An 18,037-nucleotide genomic window follows, 5' to 3' on the forward strand; every position below is an offset into this window, starting at 1 on the left:
GGGGGTGTCAAAACGCGTTGCGATCGGGGGATCCGGAAGCGGGTGGGCGGAGGAGCCGCCGCATGCGCGGCGCGCCGCCGAGGAAGGAATACGCCTCGTAGCCGGCCCGCTGCATCGCTTCGGCGAGGTAGGCCGTGCGCACCCCTTCCGCGCAGCAGAGGACGTAGGTCGCCGTGCGGTCCAGGTCAGCGAAGTCACGTTCAAGCTCCATTAGGTCACGACGAACCGCACCCGGCCAGTGCCACGATTCGAACGCCCGCGCCGGACGGGTGTCGATGATCTCGGCGCTCTCGGGCACGGCGGTCACGTACAGCGAGGCGCCCACCATCGACTCGGGGCGGAGTTCGCGCAGGTCGCAGGTCGTGGCGGCGGAGATCGCGCCGTTCAGTTCCTCGAAGCCCACGGCCGCTTCCTGCGCCTCCGCCGCGGCCGGCGTCGAGGCGGTGACGGGCCGCTGGGGTACGAGGTCGCAGTATTCGCGCACCCGCGCGGACAGGTCGTGCGTCCCGATCTCGCGCGCCCTTTCGAGGATCTCCTCCTTGTGGAACCCGAGCAGGGGGCGGAGGACCGGGAGCGAGGAAGCGTTCTCGATGGCCCGCAGGTTGCGGAGCGTCTGGGACGAGACCTGGCCGACCGATTCGCCGGTCACCAGGGCGTCGGCTCCGGTCCGCCCCGCGATCTCCGCCGCGGCCCGATACATCATCCGCTTGAGGACGACCTGGAGGTAGGCGGGTTTCGCGCGCGCCCGCATCGCCTCGACGACCGGGCCGAACTCGAGCACATGGAGCCGGGGCCGGGTCCCGTAGCTCCAGCGATCCGCGAGGATCTTGGTCACCTCGACGACCATGCGCTCGTACGCGCGGCCTCCAAGGTTGCAGAAGACATAGTCGAGGCGGATGCCCCGCCGCAGCGCCATCCAGGCCGCGACGGGCGAATCGAAGCCGCCCGAGATGAGCGCGAGCGCGTGGCCCTGCACTCCGAGCGGAAGACCCGATGCGCCCCGGACGCTGTTATCGTAGAAGAAGGCCCGGCCGTCGCGGACCTCGACGAACACCGTCACTTCCGGATGGTCCAGATCGACGGTCGCGCCGGGGTTGAGCGCCGCCCCGAGACGCTGATGGATGTCGGAGGAGGAGAAGCCGTGCGAGCCGGAACGGCGCGCGCGCACCGCGTACCTGCGGCCGCGCACCGCGTCGGCGAAGAGCGACTTCCCGACCGTGACGATGGCGTCAAGCTCGGCTTCGCACTCGCCGGCGAGGACTGAACAGCTGGACACGCCGAACGTCCGCCTCAGCGGCCCCAGGAAGCCGCGGTCCGCCCCCTCGATGTAGAAGCGGCTCCATTCCAACCGCAGTCTCGCCTCGACGCCCTCCGCCGCGAACCCGTCACGCAGGTTCCGCGCCAGCTGTTTCTGGAAGCGGGATCGGGTGCGTCGCGCCTTGGTCGAGAGCTCGCCGGAGAAGCGCACGAGGGCCCGCACAGTCCCCGCTCGGGGCTCGCCGCCGTTCCATGTTTCGTGTCTCGCCGTCATGGGGACAGTCTACATCGGCCGGTACGACACGGGAAACGAGTGGCAGGGGGGGGATTTGAACCCCCGACCCAGGGCTTATGAGTCCCTTGCTCTACCAGGCTGAGCTACCCTGCCGCGTTGTGGCTGCGCATCCTACACATCCTCGCACGCCGGTCAACCCGCCGCCTCAGCGAGAGGCCGGATCCTCGGGCCGCGCGGCGAGTCCGGTCCCGGGGCGGGCTTCGTCTCCCAGTTCGACGAACCGCACGAGGATCTCGCCAGGGCGGACGAATCCGTAGCGTTCACGCGCGACCCGCTCGATCGCCCACGGATGGGCCACCAGGCTGTCGGCCCAGGCATCGAGGGCGGCGAGTTCGGCTTCGCGCGCGGCGATCTCCGCTTCTCGGGATCTCGTCTCCTCCTCCAGTCCGGACACCCCGGCCCGGGTGTATTCCCCTCCGACCATCCAGTAATACCCGGCCGCGACCAGCGCCACGAAGGCGATGATCCGGCTCAAACGACGGCTCGCCGCCTCCGCCATACTCAGCCTCCGTACATCGTGGCGCCGGGATAGACCGCCGACGAACCCAGCCGCTCCTCGATGCGGAGGAGCCGGTTGTACTTCGCGACCCGCTCCGAACGGCAGGCGCTCCCGGTCTTGATCTGCCCGGCGCCGGTGGCCACCGCGAGATCCGCGATGAACGTATCGGCGGTCTCGCCGGAGCGGTGCGAAATCACGACGCCGAAGTTCGCCGCCGCCGCCATCCGGATCGCGTCCAGCGTTTCGCTCACCGTCCCGATCTGGTTGACCTTGATGAGGATCGCGTTGCCGACCCCGCTCGCGATGCCGCGCGCGAGGCGGTCGACGTTCGTCACGAAGAGATCATCGCCGACGAGCTGTGCGCGGTCCCCCATGTGCGCGGTGAGGACCGCCCAGCCGTCCCAGTCGTCCTCCGCGAGGCCATCCTCGATGGAGACGATCGGATACGCCTCGAGCCAGTCCGCGTAGAGGGCCACGAGCGCCTCGGCATCGTGGTCTCCCGCCTCCCCCGCACTCGCGAGCCGGTACATCCCGGCCTCCGCGTCATGGAACTCCGACGCCGCGCAGTCGAGGGAGAGCACCACATCCCGCCCCGGTTCGTATCCCGCGTCCACAATCGCTTCCACGATGAGGTCGAGCGCCTCCCGGTTCGATCCGAGATCGGGCGCCACACCGCCCTCATCGCCGACCGCGGTGCTGTGTCCGGCCGCCGACAGTCGCCGCCTCAGCGCGTGAAAGACCTCGACGCCGACGCGCAGCCCCTCGGAGAAGCTCGGCGCACCGACCGGGAGGACCATGAACTCCTGGATGTCGACCGTGTTGTTCGCGTGCGCCCCGCCGTTGAGGATGTTCAGCATGGGGACCGGAAGCAGGTGCGCGTCGCCCGACCCGAGGTAGCGGAAGAGCGGCTCTCCGGCCGAGGCCGCCGCGGCGCGCGCGGCCGCCATCGACACGGCGAGGAGGGCGTTCGCGCCCAGGCGCCCCTTGTTCGGCGTCCCGTCGAGCGCGATGAGCGTCGCGTCCAGCCCCCGCTGATCGACGGCCTCGCGCCCCCGGACGGCATCGGCGATCTCGCCGTTGACGTGCGACACCGCGCGGAGAACACCCTTGCCGCCGTACCGCGACCTGTCGCCGTCCCGCAGTTCGACGGCCTCGTGTTCCCCGGTCGACGCGCCGCTGGGCACCGCGGCCCGGCCGATCGTTCCGTCCTCGAGATGCACGTCCGCCTCGACGGTCGGGTTGCCGCGCGAATCGACGATCTCGCGGCCCACGACTTCCGCGATCGCGGTCACCGCGTTCCCTCGTTTCGATGATGTGCAGGAGCGTTCATGCAGGCGTGTCCCTCCGCCACCCGGCGATCGATGGCCGATCGCTTCCTCCTCCGCCCAGGTCGTCCGCCGGCCCACCGCGGACTGCCGGAAGATACTACCCCTTGCCGGCTGAACAAGTTGCGCGGTCGGGCGACTCCGGACGCGGGCCCGACTCCCCGCCCTCCCCGAGCATCGATTCGATCGCCCGCCGCGCCTCCCGCATCAGCGCCTCCCGACTCGGAGGATCGACTCCCTCGAGAGAGATCGGCGGGGCCAGCCGTACCACGATTCGGCCGGGGCGGACGCGCTTCGCCCCCGGCGGATAGGCGCGGTGTCCCCCGTCGAGCGCCGCGGGCACGAGCGGGACGCCCGTCTCGAGCGCGAGCGCGAAGGAACCTCGCCGGAAACGCCCCAGTTCACCGTCGCGCGAGCGGGTCCCCTCCGGAAACAGGACCAGTGTCAACCCTTCCGCCCGCATCCGGCGACCGGCCGTCCGCAAGGTTTCCTTCGCATTCCGCGGGCGCTTGCGGTCGATGAGGACATGCCCCGCTGCGCGCATCGCCCCACCCAGGAGCGGGATCCCGGCGAGTTCCCGCTTCGCGATGAAGCGAACGGAAACAGGGAGGACGGCCATGAGGGCCCAGACATCCAGGTACGACTGGTGGTTGGCGACGATGACCTGCGGCCCGGAGCGATCGAGATGTTCGAGGCCGCGGACGCTGACCCGCACGCCGGCAGCCAGCAGCAGCGAGCGCGCCCAGTTGCGGTCGATCCAGTCGACGACCGTGTGTCCGCCCCCGATCCGTGTCAGGAGGACGGACAGGATCGAGAAGACCGCAGTCGACAGCACAAGGACGGGGTAGAAGAGCGCGGTCCTGATCAAGGATCGGACGCAAAGTGGTCGAAGCCCGCGGGAACTTCCGGCCCCTCCAGTCCGTCCACGCGGACGCCCTCCCCTCGGCTCACCGTCCCGATGCGGGTGATCGGGAGATCGAAGGCGGCGGCGAACGCCCGGGCCGTACCGCGCATCGTGCCGGGCGCCACGGCGAGGAGCAGTTCGTAGTCCTCCCCGCCCGCAAGGACCAGACGCGTCGCGACCGGCGCCCGCCGAAAGCCCTCCAGCGGGGACGCTGCCGGGACGCGCGCGGCATCGATCCTCAGCGCGACCCCGGAGGCCGCCGCGAGATGCCGCGCGTCCCGCAGGAGGCCGTCGGAGAGGTCTATCGCCGCGTGGAGGTCGACCCGCTCCGCGAGCCACCGCGCCTCCCGTATTCGGGGCTGTGGCCGGTCGAAGGCCGCGCGGGCCGTCCCATCCGGCTCCAGCCCGCGCTCGAGGTCCCGCAGGGCGGCGGCGGCGGCGCCCAGCTCCCCGGTGACCCAGAGTTCGTCCCCGGGGCGCGCGTCGCGGCGCCTTTTCGGGTCTGCCACGCGCCCCAGCACCGTGACATCGAGAAAAACGGGGCCGGGCGACGCGACGAGGTCCCCTCCCAGCACCTCGGCCTCCGCGCGACGGGCGATCTCGCCGACGCCGCGCCCGAGCGCCGCCGCCGTCTCGATCCCCAACTCCGGAGGCAGCGCGGCGGAAACGACGAGGCCGATCGGGGCGGCGGCCATGGCGGCCAAGTCACTGAGTGCGCTCGCGGCGGCCCGGTAGCCGATCGTCTCCCACGTCATCCACGCGCGGCGGAAATGGACCCCCTCCACGCTCGCGTCGCAGCTCACGACGACCTGTTCGTCCGTCTCGAGGCGGAAGGCCGCGGCGTCATCTCCGGGCGGCAGGGTAATCGCGACCGCCGGATCCGCCGGACCGGCGCCCGCGCTCGCCTCCTCCAGGAACGCCGCGATGCGCGCCGTCTCGGGCCCCGCGGCGAGACCCGGTCCGTCGAAGCGCGTCATCGCGCCCCCCCGGCCGGACGTCCTGCCGCGACCGCGGGGAGGGCGAGCGACACGCCCGGCCACGCCCCCGGACACACAGTCCCGAGCGCCTGGCGCGCCGGCACCAGCGCCTCGGGCACGTCGGCGGCGGATCCACCGACCTCATCGACCCCGTGCAGCACGGCGAGGGCCGTCACGGCAAGCCCGGCGGTCGCCGCATCCGCCGGACCGAGACCCGCCGCCATGTACGCTCCGCACACGCCGGTGAGCACGTCGCCCATGCCTCCGCTGGCGAAGCCGGGGCTGACGAGCGTCGTCGCCCGCATTTCGCCTCCGGGCCGGGCCACCCACGTCGGCGCGCCCTTGAGGAGTACCGTCGCCTTCGCTGCGTCGGCCAGCCGTCGTGCGGCCGCCGGGGGGTCCTCGCGCACCGCGGCGACGGACGAGCCCAGCAGCCGGGCCATCTCGCCGGGGTGAGGGGTCAGGAGAACCGGGCGACCCGGCGCGACCTGGCCGTGGGTTGCATCCGCCGCGCCCGCCGCCAGCACGTTGAGGCCGTCCGCATCGATCACGAGCGCGGCCGTCCCCGCTCCCCGGACCCGCCGGACGAGTTCGACCCGCTCCGGCCCGGTCCCCAGACCCGGTCCGACGGCGACCGCGTCGGCCCAGCGAAGCGTCGCCTCCAGGGCGTCCGTTTCCGTCCAGTCGACGAACACCGCCTCGGGGATGCTCGTCTGTACGATGTCCCGGTTCGCCGGGTCGCTCACCACGCGTACGATGCCGATGCCGGCCCGGATCGCCGCGCGGGCCGCCAGAATCACGGCCCCGGCCATGCCGGGCTCCCCGCCCGCGATGGCCAGATAGCCCGCATCCCCCTTGTGCCCGGCCGCCGAACGTCCCCCCAGAAGCTCCGCCGCCCAGGAGGCGGTGACCGCGCGGGCCGGCGGTGCAGGATCGGGCGGCGGAAAACCGATCTCCACGCAGAGCAGGTCGCCGACCCGTTCGCGCGCCGGGAAGCGCAACAGACCGATCTTCGGCCAGCCGAAGGTCACGGTCAGATCCGCCCGGATCGCCGCTCCGGGGATATGCCCCGTGGTGAAGTCCACTCCGCTCGGCCCGTCCGCGCAGACGACCGCGACCCCCGCCTCGTTCACGCGTTCGATGATTCGCGCCTGCGGGGCGCGGGGGGCCGTCCTCAGGCCGGTCCCGAGGATGCCGTCGACCGCGACCGCGGCGGCCCCGAGTTCGCGCTCCAGCGCGGGCGCGGGTTCGATGGGGAGATTCCACCCCGAGAGAACATCGGGGCTCGGGAGGCGGCTCCCGCACTGGACGAATCGGACCGAGCGCCCCCAGGCCGCCAGAGTGCGCCCGGCCACCAGCGCATCGGCCCCGTTGTGGCCGCTCCCCGCCAGCACCACGACGCGCCCCGTCGGGTATCTCTCCTGGAGGTGGCCGGCCAGCGCCCGGCCCGCGTTCTCGATCAGCGCGCGTTCCGGTATCGCTCCGGATTCGATCGCCAGCCGGTCGATCTGCGCCATCTCGGCTGCGGTGGGAAGCGGGACATTGCGCGCCGCCACCCGCCACCAGTCCACCGGCGGAAGGAGAGGGGTCAGGTCGGGGGGAATCGCTCTGCGGACGGGGCCGACGCCCCCCGTGAGGTCATTTGTAGGACTGCTGCACGCTGCGCCCGAAACTGATCTCACCGTTGTCGATCCGGATGTTGAACCCGCAGTCGGGATTCGAACAGACCCACGCCTTGTACCGGATCGGCGCGCCGTCGCGCCCGTAGTCCGAGAGCGGGAGCAACACTCCCTTGGTGCAACTCAAGCACAGCGTGAACTTCTCGGCCACGCGATCACCCCTCCCCCATGTTGGACGGTCCTCCCGTTTCCGGCCCGTCACCGCCGCCTGCCGTCCCCCGCCGCCCCACGGCTGCGTGGTCGAGCGTGAGTTCCTCCCCTACGCGCTCCAGGGATAGCTGTCTTCGAAAGCCTCGTCAAAGGTGAAGAGACCCTCGAAATCCTCTCGCGAGTCGTCGGGCTGCTTGATCAGAACCCCGCACTCCACGAGCGCGAAGACGATCTCGCCGATATCCGTCGTGTCGTGTACGCCCCAGTGTTCCAGCACCGTCCGGGCCAGTGGACCGAATCGCTCCAGCGCGAGTTCCCGCACCGCGTCGGCGACTTCGGCGCCGCTGATGTGACGCGGCAACGCGAGACTCGACAGCCGACGCCTTAGCGCGGAGAGCAGAAACAGGTATGCGGCTTCCGTATACCTGGGATTGCGCTGCCTGATTCCCGTCAGAGCGCCCGCTGTGTTCACTTCGCCACAGGCCCCTTTTCCCGACCGCCGAGAGCGCTGCCCGCAAGGGCACATCGTGGTGGAAGCTAGACGGGGGAAAAAGAAGGCGTCAAGCCGCGACGCCTCAGGGGACACCCTCCGTCCCGCCATAGAGGGGGAAATCGGCGCACAGCCCGCGCACTTCGGCCTCGATGGCGGACAGTACCCCCTCGTCACCCTCCGAGCGAAGCGCCCTGTCCATGAGGTCGGCGATCGTCCGCATTTCCGTCTCCACCATGGAGCGGGTGGAAACGGCCGCGGTCCCGATCCGGATCCCTGACGCCACGAACGGGGAGCGGGTCTCGAAGGGCACCGTGTTCTTGTTCACCGTGATGCCCGCCCGGCCGAGGAGCGCCTCCGCATCCTTGCCGGTGAGTTCCGTCGTCCGGAGGTCGACGAGCACGAGGTGCGTGTCCGTCCCGCCCGCGACGATGTCGTAGCCGTGCTCGGCGAGCCGCCTCGCGAGCGAGCGCGCGTTGCGCACTACGAGAGCCGAGTACTCGCGGAACCCGGGCCTCAGCGCCTCGCCGAGCGCGACCGCCTTCGCCGCGATCACATGCATCAGGGGGCCACCCTGCAACCCCGGGAAGGTCGCCTTGTCGACCGCCGCCGCATGCTCCTCGCGGCACAGCACCAGACCCCCGCGTGGCCCTCGCAGCGTCTTGTGCGTCGTGGTTGTCACGACATCCGCGTGCGGGACCGGCGACGGATGGTGCCCGGTGGCCACGAGTCCCGCGATGTGCGCCATGTCGACCAAGAGGCGGGCGCCGCACGCCTCCGCGATGTCCGCGAAGCGCGCGAAGTCGATCTTGCGCGGATAGGCGCTCCCCCCCGCGATGATCACCGCCGGCCGCACCTCGAGCGCGGTCGCCAGGAGGGCCTCGTAGTCGATCGTCCGGTCGGAGCGCCGCACGCCGTAAGGGACGACGTGGTACCAGAGCCCGGAGAAGTTCACGGGCGACCCGTGCGTGAGGTGCCCGCCGTGCGAGAGGTCCATCCCGAGCAGCGTCGCGCCCGGCTTCGTGAGCGCCTGTAGCGCGGTCATGTTCGCGCCGGAGCCGCTGTGCGATTGGACGTTGCCGTGGTCGGCGCCGAACAGGTCGCGCGCCCGTTCGCGGGCCAGGTCTTCCACCACGTCGACGAACTCGCACCCGCCGTAGTATCGACGCCCCGGGTAGCCCTCGGCGTACTTGTTCGTCATCACGCTGCCCGTGGCCTCCAGCACCCCGCGCGACACGAAGTTCTCACTCGCGATCATCTCCAGGCCCGTCCGCTGGCGCTCGAGTTCGCGATCGATCGCGCGCGCCACCTCCGGATCGGTGGCTGCCAGCGGGCGGGGATCCAGCGCGCCGATTGCCGTTCGTTCCGCGGTCGAACTCACCCGTACTCCCTCTCTCTGTAGAGTTGCCGCGCGATCAGGCTGCGGTGCATCTCGTTCGCCCCCTCGTAGATCTCGGTGACCTTCGCGTCCCGAAACAGGCGTTCCACGGGATACTCCCGCGAATACCCGTAGCTGCCAAAAACCTGGACCGCCTCACGGGCGTTCCGCATCGCCGTCTCGCTCGCGAAGAGCTTGGCCACGCTGGACAGCCGCCGCGCCCGCGGATCACCCGTCATGTACGCCGCGGCCGCGCGCTCGAGGAGGCCGCGCGCCGCCTCGAGCCGGGTCACCATGTCGCCGAGCTTGAACTCCAACCCCTGGAACTCCCTCAGCCGCCGGCCGAACTGTTCCCGCGTGTGGGCGTACTCGAACGCCGCGTCCACCGCCGCGGACGCGATGCCGAGCGCCTGGGCCGCGATGCCGAGCCTCCCGCCCTCCAGCCCCGCGAGCGCGTAGGAGAAGCCCCGGTTCGGCTCTCCGATCAGGAGTCCGTCTCCGAGAAACACATCGTTCAGCGCGAGCGTTACCGTCTCCGAGCCGCGCTGTCCCATCTTGCGCTCCTTCCGGCCCACGGCGAGGCCCTCGACTCCGGCGGGCAGGAGGAAGGTGCCGATGCCCCTCGCCCCCCTGCGATCCGCGGGCGTATCCGTCCGGGCGAACATGAGGATGACGTCCGCCGAAGCGCCATTCGTCACCCACATCTTCTCGCCGTTGATGAGCCAGCCGCCGTCCGCGCGGGTGGCCTGCGTGCGCAGCGCCGCGGCATCCGTCCCCGCCCCGGCTTCGGAGAGGGAGAAGGCACCGAGGACTTCGCCGCTCGCCATGCGGGGGAGCCAGGCCTGCCGCTGCGCCTCGCTTCCGTGCCGGAGCAGGATCGAGACGGGCAGCGAGTTGTGGACGCTGACGGACACCGCGACCCCGGCATCGCCCCACGCCAGTTCCTCGAGCACGTAGAGATAGGTGACGAGATCCAGCCCCAGCCCGTCGTAACGCTCCGGCACCCGCATGGCGAGAAACCCCAGATCTCCCAGTTCGCGGTGGATCGCCTCGTCGAAGACGTCCTCGTTCGCGTCGCGCGCTTCGGCGGTCGGCCTCAACCGCTCTTCCGCGAACTGCCGGGCGAGATCGAGCACCTGCCGCGCCTCGGAGGAGAGTTCGATGGCCGAATAGGCCCGGCGGTGCGTCGTCATCCGCTCTCGTAGCGGTAGAAGCCGCGCCCGGTCTTACGGCCCAGCCGGCCGGCGGCGACGTACTTCGCGAGCAGCGGACACGGGCGATACTTCGAGTCTCCGAGTTCCGCGTGCAGAACGCGCATGATCGCGTGACAGGTGTCGAGCCCGATGAGGTCGGCCAGCGCGAGGGGCCCCATGGGATGGTTCATCCCGAGCTTCATGACGGTGTCCACCGCGTCCGCGTCGGCGACCCCTTCCATGAGACAGTACACGGCCTCGTTGATCATCGGCATCAGGATCCGATTGGCGACGAAACCCGGAAAGTCGTTCGCGACGACCGCGGTCTTCGAGAGCCGCTTGCAGAGCTCCAGGGTCAGGTCCGTCGCCGCATCGGAGGTTTCGAGCCCCCGGATGACTTCGACGAGCCGCATAACGGGGACGGGATTCATGAAGTGCATCCCGATGACGCGGGCGGGGTTGCCGACGTGCGCGGCGATCCGGGTGATCGAGATCGAACTGGTGTTCGACGCGAGGAGCGTCTCCCCCCCGACCCGCGCCGCCAGTTCCTCGAAGAGTCGGAACTTGAGGGCGGGGTCCTCGCTCGCGGCTTCGACCACGACCTCGGCGTCCTCCAGGGCAACGAGGTTCCGGTCGGTACGGATCCGGCCGAGCGCGGCTTCGGCGTCGTCCCCGGATATCAGCTCCCGGCCGACCTGTCGCGAGAGATTCCGTTCGATCGAGGCGTGGGCTCGTTCGAGCGCCGCGGCGTCCACATCGACGAGACGGACGGCGCAGCCGGCGAGCCCGAAGACGTGCGCGATCCCGCTCCCCATCGTCCCGGCGCCCACCACGCCGACGCGCGCGACTTCAGTTGCTCGAATCATCTTCCGAACGAATCTCTCCTTCCTCGTCTTGAGGGCCGTCTTGCGGGCCGTCTTGCGGGCCGGCGTCCGGGCTCACGGACGATCGGCCGCCGTCGCCGGTCGAGCCGCCAATCCGCCACAGCCACACCGTTCCGATCGCGGTCAGGATTGTGACGAGCAGTCCGCCCTCGGGCCCGAAGGCGCCTCCCGTCCACAGCGGCGGCCCGGACAAAGCCGCGTCGAGGCCGGATATTGACACGTCCAGCCCGCTCACGGACAGGCTGGAAGCCGCCATCAGCCAGTTCCAGCCGAAATGGACGCCGCCCACGAACCAGAGACTCCCCGTTCGCCAATAGGCGACGCCGAGCAACACCCCCGCGAGGCCGATGTTCAGGAACGGCAGCGGGCCGATCCCCGGGTTCGCGCCGTGCGCGAGGCCGAAGGCCACCGATGTCGCGACCACCGCCGCGACCGGCCCGAAGCGGGCCTGGACGACGCGGAACGGATAACCCCGGAAGAGCAGCTCCTCGGAGAAGGCCGCACCGAACACGAGCGCCGACACCTCGACGCCCCTCCAGAGGGAGGACTCCGCCGAGGCCGTCCACGACACCCAGCCCAGCGCCGCCAGAACGAGGATCGGGACCCCCACGATCGCCACCCCTGCCAGAGATCCCAGGACGAGTTCCGTCACGCCCCCGATCCCGCCCCGGAGACCCAGCCAGGACAGGCGCCGGCCGTCGATCAGGACGGCGAGGAGCCAGGTCGCAAAGAGCGCCGCAATCAGCACGGGGACCGCCGTCCACCAGGCGAGCGCCGCCGAGGCCGTCTCGGCCGCGCTTGCGAACAGCTGCCCGAGCAACGCGAGCGGGAGCGCGCAAGCGACGAACAGGCCGACGAACCCGGCCAGTCGCCCGGCCCACGCCCAGCCCGGGTCGCTCACGGTCACACGCACTCCACGCTCATCGCGACGGCGTTCCCGCCGCCGAGACACAGGGTCGCCATGCCACGTTCGACGTCCCGGTCCCGCATCGCGTAGAGGAGCGTGGTGAGGATCTTCGCGCCCGACGCTCCGATCGGGTGGCCGAGGGCGATCGCACCCCCCCGGACGTTCACCCGGTCGAGATCCAGCCCCAGTTCACGGGCATCCGCCAGCACCTGCACCGCGAACGCTTCATTCATCTCCACCAGTCCGTAATCGGCCGCCACCGCCTCGTCGAGCGTCATCAGCTTCGCCACGGCCGCGACAGGTGCGAAGAACAGGTCACGCGGCGCGGTCGCCGCGACGGCGTAGGCCCGGATCCGCCCCAGGACCGGGAGTCCGTGCGCCTCGGCGTACGCCTCGGAGGTGACCAGCGTCGCGGCGGCCCCGTCGTTGAGGCCCGGCGCGTTGCCGGCCGTGACGCTCGGCTCGACGACCTCGGGGGGGGCGTCGCCCGCGAAGGCCGGACGCAGCCGCGCCAGCGCTTCCAGCGAAGTGCCGCGACGGGGCGGTTCGTCACATCGACCGTCACGGTGCCCCCGCGCGTTTCGATATGCACGGGCACGACCTCCGCCGCGAACCCCCCCGTGTCGATCGCCCCGATCGCCTTCTCGTGGCTTGCGAGGGCCCAGGCATCCTGATCCTCGCGGCTCACGCCCGCCTTGTGGGCCGTGTACTCCGCGTGTCCGCCCATGTGGCAGGTCCCGAAGGCGCACCAGAGTCCGTCGTGGATGAGGCCGTCGACCATCGACCGATCGCCGAACTTCACACCCTCCCGATACCCCCTCAGCAGGTAGGGCGCGTTCGACATCGATTCCATCCCGCCCGCGACCACGACCCGGGCGTCCCCGGCCTTGATCGCCTGGGCCGCCAGCATGACCGCCTTGAGTCCCGAGCCGCAGACCTTGTTTATCGTCACCGCCGGGACCGTCTCCGGAACGCCGCCCCGGATGGCCGCCTGGCGGGCGGGCGCCTGTCCGACGCCCGCCTGTACGACGTTGCCCATGATCACGTCTTCGATGTCGGCGAGGTCGATCCCCGCCCTGTCGATGGCCGCGGAGATCGCGAGGCCTCCGAGATCCGGGGCCGCGAGCGAGGAGAGTCCGCCCATGAAGCGGCCCGTGGGGAGCCGCGCGGCGGAGACGATCACCGGGATCCTGTCCTTGTCCATATGGTCATCCATGGTCGGTCGTGTTCCCTCCCGCATGGGATTCGTCGGGCGGCCCGCTCACGTCCGGCGGCCGCTTGCGTCGCGACGGGCGGGCCAGGGCACGCCGCAGCGCCGGCCAGGTCGTCCACCCACGCCGCTCCGCGTCCGCCAGCATGCGGACGAGGATGCGGGCCGTCGCGACCGCATCCCCTCGCGCACGGTGCCGTTCCCGGATCTCGATCCCGTAGTAGTCGGCGACCGCGTCCAGCCCGCGGCGATCCAGTCCGGGCAGCAGTCGGCGCGCCAGGTGAACGGTGCACAAGCGGGGCCCACGCGGCACGGCCGCCCCGGCTCGTCTCATTTCGGCGCGCAGGAAGCCCCAATCGTATCCCGCGTTGTGCGCGACGAAAACCCGGCCGCTGAGCCGCTCGCGCACCTGGTCGCAGATCTGCGAGAAGCTCGGCGCCCCGCGGGTCATCTCCGTGCGGATTCCCGTCAGGCGCGTGATCCACGGCGGGATCGCCACCCCCGCATCGACGAGGGTGGAAAAGCAGTCTCCGATCTCACCCCGGTCGACCTCCACGATCGCGATCTCGACGACCCGTCCGCCCGCGCCCGCGACGCCTCCATTCGTCTCGACATCCACCACGGCGTAGCGAAGCTGGTGCAGGCCGTCGCGTTGCTTCTCCGCACGCTCCTCCGCACGCTTCGCCTCACACCGCGCCAGTCGCCACACGGCTCCGTCCGGACCCTCGCGGACCACATCCGGGGCCCCCTCCAGGACCTCGGCCACGAGCCGATCGGCCAGCCCCGGAGGGCCTCCCCGGATGCCGAACATCTCGACCGCCAGATCGCGGGTCTCGCAGGCGCCCTGCTCCAGACGCGCCATGGCCCTGCGGAACAGCACGCCCTCCGGAGCGAAGCGAACCGCGGGAACCCGCGACATCTCGCCGCCCGAGCGGCCCTCGCCTCGCCGCGACACGGATCAGCCCCCCGCGCCGCCGCTCCCCGACCGTCGGCTCGCCTCGGAGAGCAGGTAGCTCAGGCCTTCCAGCTCGAGCACGATGTCCACGGTCCGGATCGGGACCCCGTCGATCTCCGACAGGTCGATCGGCGCGAAGTTCAGGATCGCCCCCACGCCGGCCCGCCCGAGCGCCGCCGCGACCTCCGCCGCCACCCTCGCGGGCGTCGCGACCACCCCGATGTCGACTCCCAGTTCCGCGATCACCGGCCGCAACTCGGACATGGAGCGAATGGTCAGGCCGAAGGCCCGGGTTCCGATCTTCGCATCGTCGGCATCAAACGCGGCCACCACGTCGAACCCGCGCGCCGCGAGCCCCCCGTACCCGAGGAGCGCCGTACCGATCTTCCCGACGCCGACGAGCGCGAGCCGCCAGCTGTGCGATAGCCCTAGGATCCCCTCCAGCGCTCGCACGAGACCCTCGACGGAATACCCTCGCCCGCGCTTTCCGAACGAACCGAAGTGGCTCAGATCCTTCCGAACCTGTGCCGACGTCGCGCCGGAAGGCTCGGCGAGCCGCGCACTCGACACGACCTCGACGCCGGTTCGCTCGAGGTCGCGCAACATGCGGAGATACAACGAGAGGCGCCGGACCGTGGAATCGGAAATTCTGCCGCTCATGCCTGGCAGTCCGTGGCGCAACCCCGCGTCGCACCGAGAGCGCCGAGACGTTCGGGCGACAAGGCGCGACGAGGGAGCATAGCAGCGCTATGTGACCGAGGAGCAACGCAGAGCGAAGCGTTCGGCGGAAATGTATCGGCGGTCGAATGCAGTCGGGGTTTCGCCAAGGGCTGCTAGCCTTGTGAAAGTATTCACAAGCCAAGATAGGTCCGGTCCGGCCTCAACTCAACGCGCGGGATCCATCTGCCTGATCGTCCGCAGTTTCGCCGCGAGCGCGACGAACGTCGCCGGATCGAGCGCTTCCGGCCGGACGGCGGGATCGATGGAGAGGCTGCAGAGAAACGCCCTCGGGTCCCCTCTGAATCCCAGCTCCGGGGCGGTTCGGAGCGTCTTCTGGAGCTGTTTGCGGCGGCGGTTGAAGCAGGCCCGCGTGAGCGCCCTCAGCTCGTCGTGGTCCACCGCGGCCGGGTGCGGCCGGGGCTCGAGGCGCACCACGGCCGAGTCCACCGCCGGCACCGGCCGGAAGGCCTGCCGGCCGACGTAGAACGCGAGCGAGGTGTCGGCGACCGCACGTACGCCGACCGACAGCGCGCCGTAGGCCTTCGTTCCCGGGGGCGCGACGATCCGCTCCGCCACTTCCCGCTGAACCGTGATCACCACCCGTACCGCCGCGGGGACGAGGTCGAGAAACGCGAACAGAAGGGGCGAGGTGATGTTGTAGGGGACATTCGACACCACCCGAAGCGGCATCCCGCGCGGGACGAGGGCGGACAGATCCAGCCGAAGCGCATCGCCCTCGACGACCTCGACTCCGGGGCGACCGTTCCAGAGCGTCGCGAGTTCCCGGGCGAGATCGCGATCCTTCTCGATCAGGACGAGCCGCCGACAGCGCCCGAGCAGGTGACGACTCAACTCTCCGTGGCCCGGTCCGACTTCGAGCACGGCGTCCTCCGGGCCGGGATCGAGCTCGGCCACGATCTTGCGCTGAATGTTCGGGTCGACGAGAAAATTCTGGCCCAGAGAGCGCTTCGCGCGCGGGGGCGACGCCTCCCCGCCGGTCACAGACGCACCGCGACCGCGGTCCGGTCGTCGAGCCGCATCTCGTCGTCGCTGTCGGCGAACAGGGCCTTGACGAGGATCTCCGGATCGAGTTCACCCCGATCGATCCGCCGCCGGACCCGCGCTCCGGGCGCCGCGATGGGGTCGCTCAGCTCCGCGAGTCCGTCGGTGAAGGCGAGCAGCGTATCGCCGGACCACGCGATCCGCTCCTGCCGGTACGCCTCGACCCGAGCAATCCCCACCGGCGGGTCGAGCGCCTCGAGTCGACGGATCCCCTGCGATCCGAGGAGATACGCGTAGGGGTGGCCGGCGTTGGCGTAGCGGAGTTCGCCGCACGCGGGGTCGAGTACGCCGTAGAAAAGGGTCATGTACATCTCGGTCGACTCCAGCGCCGCCCGCAGCTGACCCTGCATCGCGTCCAGCACCGCGCCGGGCTCGCTTTCCACCCCCGTCGCCACGGCCACCGCGCTCAGGGTGCGCGCCATGATCAGGGCCGCGGACGGGCCGTGCGAACTCACGTCCCCCAGCATGATACCGAGCCGTCCCTCGTGAAGGCGGACCAGGTAATAGAAGTCGCCCCCGAGCGAGAGAGCCGGATCGCACCGGGCCGCCACGCGCGCCAGATCGCGAAAGTCCTCCGGCGCCGGAAGGAGTCGCAGTTGGAGGTCCCGCGCGATTTCCAGTTCGGCGAGCACCCGTTCGCGGCGCATCCGCCGCGCGAGGAGTCGCTCGCCAGCCTGTTCGCCCTCCGCGACCGCCGCGAGCCACCCCGCGAGCAGCGCGGCCGCGTCCACATCGGGGGGAGCCCCTTCCCCGGGTCCGTCATCCCGCGCCGTCTCGTAGACGAGCCGCAGCCCCCCCTCGGGGCCGAGTGGCCACGTCTCACGCAATTCTCCGGCTGCGCCGCCGCCCGATTCACCGCCCGATTCGCCGCCCTCTTTCTCCAGGCAGTCGAACAGCACCCGCACGCCGTCGTCGAACCGTCGGTCGAGCCGGAACCGCAGGCCGGTCACGGCGGCGAAGCGCCCGAGGAGGGGTTCGACCCGCACCAGCGGATCGGGCGCCCCGTGAAACGTCAGGCTGACTTCGTTCCCGACCTCGTTGAACTCGACGCGATCGGCCAGCTGCCTCAGGAGGAAGAGCCCGCGGCCCCTCGGCCGCCCGATCCCCTCGCCCGAGATCGGGTCCGGGACGGCCTCGGGGTCGAATCCCTCGCCCTCATCCGCCACCTTCACGCGCAGACCCTCCCGGCGGGCGACCGCCGTGATCCGGACCACCGCCCCGGGCCGGTCTCCGCTCCCGTACAGGATCGCGTTCGCGACGGCCTCTCCGAGTGTGACCCGCAGCCGGAAGGCCGTCTCGCCATCGAGGTCCGCGAGATGCCGACACGCGACGACAACCCGGTCGACCACCGGGTGCTGGTACTGGACGCGGGAAGGAAACACGACGCGAATCCGGCCGGACCCGTCCACGTCGAGGGTGAGTTCGGGTGCGTCCGCGGGGGAGGTGTGCTTCTCCCACACGAGCCCCAGTTCGTCGGCGTTCAGAGGATAGAAGAGGTAGTCCGTCCAGTCCTCCGCCAGCGCGGATCCGAGGCGGTCGATCCAGGCACCCTCGACCAGCGCGACGAGCGCGGGCCCGCCGCCGAACCGCCGCCGCAGGTAGGGTATGGTGGCGCGAGGTTCCGCCATGTCGACGAGGATGAGGTCGGAATCGCGCACGTTCAGCGGCTGCCCGAAGAGCCCGCGAACTTCGGGCCTCGGTTCGATCGCCGAAGCGGCCTCCGCCACCGCCTGGACGATATCCGGCCGACTCGAGAGGACGAGGATCCGGCGGGGGTCGCCGGCGGCCATGCCCGGACTCGCCGCCCGGGTCAGGTTTCGCCCAGCGCGGCCGCCCGGGTCTCGGCGATGTCGAACAGCGAATCCAGCTTCGTGAGCGCGAACAGCCGGGCGAGGTCATCGTTAAGCCCGGCCAGCTTGAGGCGCCCGTGCCCATCGCGGATGTGCTTCGAGAGACTGACGAGCACGCCCAGACCCGACGAGTCTATGTAGTCGGCGTCGGCGAAGTCGATTACGAAGTCGGTTTCGCCATCCGCCAGACGCGCGAGAACGCGTTCCCTGAGTTCGCCCCGGTTATTGAGCGTGAGCTGGCCACCGACGCTGACCACCGTCGTGGCTCCGAGTCTTTCCAACGAAAACGTCATGCTTTGCTC

The 18,037-nt window shown here is 70.7% G+C and carries 18 protein-coding genes, 1 tRNA gene and 1 pseudogene; all 20 read right to left on the reverse strand.

Annotated features, from left to right (window positions below):
* Positions 1-7: 7 nt before the first annotated feature.
* The 20 genes and pseudogenes from thiI to ACPXY0_RS07850 all read right to left on the reverse strand — a co-directional run bounded on the left by thiI (position 8) and on the right by ACPXY0_RS07850 (position 18,028).
* Complete coding sequence (gene thiI, locus ACPXY0_RS07755) at positions 8-1,531, reverse strand: tRNA uracil 4-sulfurtransferase ThiI (RefSeq protein ID WP_423929986.1); 1,524 nt, start codon at positions 1,529-1,531, stop codon at positions 8-10.
* A gap of 40 nt (positions 1,532-1,571) precedes the next feature.
* Positions 1,572-1,645 (reverse strand) — tRNA-Met (locus ACPXY0_RS07760).
* A gap of 52 nt (positions 1,646-1,697) precedes the next feature.
* Complete coding sequence (locus tag ACPXY0_RS07765; protein ID WP_419941859.1) at positions 1,698-2,051, reverse strand: septum formation initiator family protein; 354 nt, start codon at positions 2,049-2,051, stop codon at positions 1,698-1,700.
* A gap of 2 nt (positions 2,052-2,053) precedes the next feature.
* On the reverse strand, positions 2,054-3,343 hold the full coding sequence (gene eno / locus ACPXY0_RS07770; RefSeq protein WP_423929989.1) for a phosphopyruvate hydratase: 1,290 nt from the start codon (positions 3,341-3,343) through the stop codon (positions 2,054-2,056).
* A 133-nt stretch (positions 3,344-3,476) separates the two neighbouring features.
* Positions 3,477-4,244 (reverse strand): lysophospholipid acyltransferase family protein, encoded by a 768-nt coding sequence (locus ACPXY0_RS07775; protein WP_423929991.1) that lies wholly within the window; start codon positions 4,242-4,244, stop codon positions 3,477-3,479.
* A complete protein-coding gene (gene thiL / locus ACPXY0_RS07780) occupies positions 4,241-5,257 on the reverse strand; it encodes a thiamine-phosphate kinase (RefSeq protein WP_423929993.1) in 1,017 nt (338 codons plus the stop codon). Before thiL ends, ACPXY0_RS07775 begins: the two co-directional genes overlap by 4 nt.
* Positions 5,254-6,813, reverse strand: a complete 1,560-nt coding sequence (locus ACPXY0_RS07785) for an NAD(P)H-hydrate dehydratase (RefSeq protein ID WP_423929995.1) — start codon at positions 6,811-6,813, stop codon at positions 5,254-5,256. The genes thiL and ACPXY0_RS07785 overlap by 4 nt, the downstream gene beginning before the upstream one ends.
* 82 nt (positions 6,814-6,895) lie before the next feature.
* Positions 6,896-7,087 carry a hypothetical protein gene (locus tag ACPXY0_RS07790; RefSeq protein WP_419941863.1) on the reverse strand — a complete coding sequence of 64 codons (192 nt, stop codon included), beginning with the start codon at positions 7,085-7,087 and terminating at the stop codon, positions 6,896-6,898.
* A 108-nt stretch (positions 7,088-7,195) separates the two neighbouring features.
* Entirely contained in the window at positions 7,196-7,687 is a 492-nt protein-coding gene (locus ACPXY0_RS07795; protein ID WP_423929997.1) for a Minf_1886 family protein, read from the reverse strand.
* Positions 7,662-8,921: a serine hydroxymethyltransferase gene (glyA, locus tag ACPXY0_RS07800; protein WP_423930610.1), complete on the reverse strand. Its 1,260-nt coding sequence runs from the start codon at positions 8,919-8,921 to the stop codon at positions 7,662-7,664. The genes ACPXY0_RS07795 and glyA overlap by 26 nt, the downstream gene beginning before the upstream one ends.
* A 32-nt stretch (positions 8,922-8,953) precedes the next feature.
* Positions 8,954-10,147 (reverse strand): acyl-CoA dehydrogenase family protein, encoded by a 1,194-nt coding sequence (locus ACPXY0_RS07805; protein ID WP_423929999.1) that lies wholly within the window; start codon positions 10,145-10,147, stop codon positions 8,954-8,956.
* On the reverse strand, positions 10,144-11,013 hold the full coding sequence (locus ACPXY0_RS07810; protein ID WP_423930001.1) for a 3-hydroxyacyl-CoA dehydrogenase family protein: 870 nt from the start codon (positions 11,011-11,013) through the stop codon (positions 10,144-10,146). The genes ACPXY0_RS07805 and ACPXY0_RS07810 overlap by 4 nt, the downstream gene beginning before the upstream one ends.
* Positions 10,997-11,932, reverse strand: a complete 936-nt coding sequence (locus ACPXY0_RS07815; protein ID WP_423930003.1) for a lysostaphin resistance A-like protein — start codon at positions 11,930-11,932, stop codon at positions 10,997-10,999. The genes ACPXY0_RS07810 and ACPXY0_RS07815 overlap by 17 nt, the downstream gene beginning before the upstream one ends.
* Before the next feature lie 2 nt (positions 11,933-11,934).
* Positions 11,935-12,345, reverse strand: coding sequence for a hypothetical protein (locus tag ACPXY0_RS07820; protein ID WP_423930612.1), 411 nt, complete (start codon positions 12,343-12,345; stop codon positions 11,935-11,937).
* A gap of 45 nt (positions 12,346-12,390) precedes the next feature.
* Positions 12,391-13,178, reverse strand: a pseudogene (locus tag ACPXY0_RS07825) (beta-ketoacyl synthase N-terminal-like domain-containing protein); the annotation flags it as partial.
* On the reverse strand, positions 13,147-14,028 hold the full coding sequence (locus tag ACPXY0_RS07830; RefSeq protein WP_423930005.1) for a 3'-5' exonuclease: 882 nt from the start codon (positions 14,026-14,028) through the stop codon (positions 13,147-13,149). The gene ACPXY0_RS07830 and the pseudogene ACPXY0_RS07825, both read right to left, overlap by 32 nt.
* Before the next feature lie 78 nt (positions 14,029-14,106).
* The gene (locus tag ACPXY0_RS07835; protein ID WP_423930007.1) at positions 14,107-14,763 is read right to left on the reverse strand and encodes a redox-sensing transcriptional repressor Rex; all 657 of its coding nucleotides are present in this window, start codon (positions 14,761-14,763) and stop codon (positions 14,107-14,109) included.
* A gap of 225 nt (positions 14,764-14,988) precedes the next feature.
* Positions 14,989-15,825, reverse strand: a complete 837-nt coding sequence (rsmA, locus tag ACPXY0_RS07840) for a 16S rRNA (adenine(1518)-N(6)/adenine(1519)-N(6))-dimethyltransferase RsmA (protein WP_423930009.1) — start codon at positions 15,823-15,825, stop codon at positions 14,989-14,991.
* Positions 15,822-17,675: a PP2C family protein-serine/threonine phosphatase gene (locus tag ACPXY0_RS07845; RefSeq protein WP_423930011.1), complete on the reverse strand. Its 1,854-nt coding sequence runs from the start codon at positions 17,673-17,675 to the stop codon at positions 15,822-15,824. Before ACPXY0_RS07845 ends, rsmA begins: the two co-directional genes overlap by 4 nt.
* A 20-nt stretch (positions 17,676-17,695) precedes the next feature.
* A complete protein-coding gene (locus ACPXY0_RS07850) occupies positions 17,696-18,028 on the reverse strand; it encodes an STAS domain-containing protein (protein ID WP_423930013.1) in 333 nt (110 codons plus the stop codon).
* Positions 18,029-18,037: the final 9 nt, after the last annotated feature.

It is taken from the genome of Candidatus Palauibacter sp., from assembly GCF_965237495.1.
GTDB lineage: Bacteria > Gemmatimonadota > Gemmatimonadetes > Palauibacterales > Palauibacteraceae > Palauibacter.